The following is a 1,912-nucleotide window of genomic DNA, read 5'->3' as shown; positions in this document are numbered from 1 at the left end:
GTTCAAGCTGCACAGAAGGATCCTGCGCTACTCGGTACGAAGCTAACGCCGCTGGGAGGGGAGGTCGCGGCAAGTGCCGATGGGGTCATCCCGGCCTGGACTCCGCCCGGTCCGCAGGGCGGTGGCTGGACTTATGGCCAGGTGCGAGGTCAATCCTGGAAATTCAAGAATGATAAGCCGCTTTTCAGTATCGACTCCAACAATGTCTCGCAATATGTGAACAAGCTTTCACCCGGCCAGGTGGAACTGTTCAAGAAAATCCCGGGCTATCGCATGGATGTGTATCCGACCCGTCGTAGCTGCGGTGTGCCCGACTTCGTCGCTGATAACACCAGAAATAACGTCGGATTCGCCACATTGGATGCTGATGGTCTGGCTCTGAAAGAAGCTCACGTACCGGGTATTCCATTCCCTATGCCGAGCACCGGTGCCGAGGTGATGTGGAACATGAAAATGCGCTACCGCGGCGTTGGTTTCGATATGTCCAAGACCGTTTCCGGGATATCACCGCGCAAGGGGGGGAACGACTGGCTGCGCACTTCGACGGACTGGTTCATGTATACCCCATGGGGAGAAAAGGGCAGTGCGTTGTTCTCTTCCTTCGATCGCCTGGAAGTCGCCACTTATTTCTCCTATCTGGATCCTGCTGCCCTTGCCGGGCAGGCCGGTGTGGTAACTACCAAGGCTGGCGAACAGGCGACCACGTTCTATTACTTCCCCGGCCAGCGTCGTGTGCGTCGCATGCCAGCCTACTCCTACGACTCTCCGCAAATTGGTCTCGATAATCAGTACACCATCGATGAGTCGAACGTGTTCTTCGGGCCGATGGACCGCTTCGACTGGAAGCTGGTCGGCAAGCAGGAGTTGTTGGTGCCCTACAACGCCTTCGGGGCCTATGACGCCTCTGCCAACATTGAGAATGTGGCCAAGCATGATTACATCGCGCCCGAATCACGCCGCTATGAATTGCATCGTGTCTGGGTTGTCGAGGCCACGGTTCGCCAGGGCATGCGCCACCAGGCTCCGAAGCGACTCTTCTACATCGATGAAGATAGCTGGAACGCTCTGATGGCTGTCGACTACGACAAGCAAGGGCAAATCTGGAAGGTTCGCGAAGGCTATACGATCCCTGTCTACGAGACAGGCACCTGCGATATGGAGGCACAGGCGCAGTACAACCTGGTTGACGGTCGCTACCTGTACGACATGACGTCTGTCGGAGTGGGCAAGAACGATCACCGCTGGCTCACCGAGAGTACCGGCAACCCCCGCCTGAAACGTGACTTCTACACCTCCGACAACTTGCGTGCCATCAGTGAACGCTGAAAAGCGATCGATCGAGAGCCATCATGAAAAAAATAATCACAAAAACATCAGGCCTTGTCATCGCGTGTGCAACCCCTTTGGCAATGGCGTTCACGTTTGAATCCGAGAACATCCGCGGTTCGTTCGATTCCACCATCGCCGTGGGCATGGGCCTGCGCACCGAATCGCAATCTTGCAATCTGATCAACACCGGCGCTACCGGACACAACCCGCCCAGTGGTTGCCTGGCACAAACCTCAGGCATTGGTGATCAGGGCGACTTGAACTACGACAAGGGTGACCTGTTCACCAACTACATCAAGGGCTCCCATGAGTTGCTGCTGAAGTTACCGGAGGACTTCGCCTTCATGGCGCGTGGGAGCTGGATCCGTGACTTCGCCGCCACCGATACCACCGGCGCCCTGTCTTTCAACACACCTCCGGACGTTGGCAGCGACGGTCTTACCAATGATGCGCGTGACGACCTCGAATTCAAGGCTCGCCTGCTCGACCTGTGGGTGAGCAAGAGCTTCGATGTCGGCGATCAGCGTGTCCGGGCTCGCTTGGGTAACCAGGTGATCAACTGGGGCGAAAGCCTGTTCGTGGT

At 56.9% G+C, this 1,912-nt stretch carries 2 protein-coding genes; both read left to right on the top strand.

What is annotated here, in order from left to right; all coding sequences use genetic code 11:
• On the top strand, nucleotides 1-1,326 hold a 1,326-nt coding region (locus tag ACXRVY_RS26580; protein WP_458238683.1), incomplete at its 5' end, for a DUF1329 domain-containing protein.
• Between the two features lie 83 nt (nucleotides 1,327-1,409).
• The coding region (locus tag ACXRVY_RS26575) for a DUF1302 domain-containing protein (RefSeq protein ID WP_458238682.1) at nucleotides 1,410-1,912 on the top strand (503 nt) is incomplete at its 3' end.

It is taken from the genome of Pseudomonas sp. P5_A2_2 (assembly GCF_054177685.1).
This window is presented reverse-complemented; position numbering and strand designations above follow the sequence as displayed.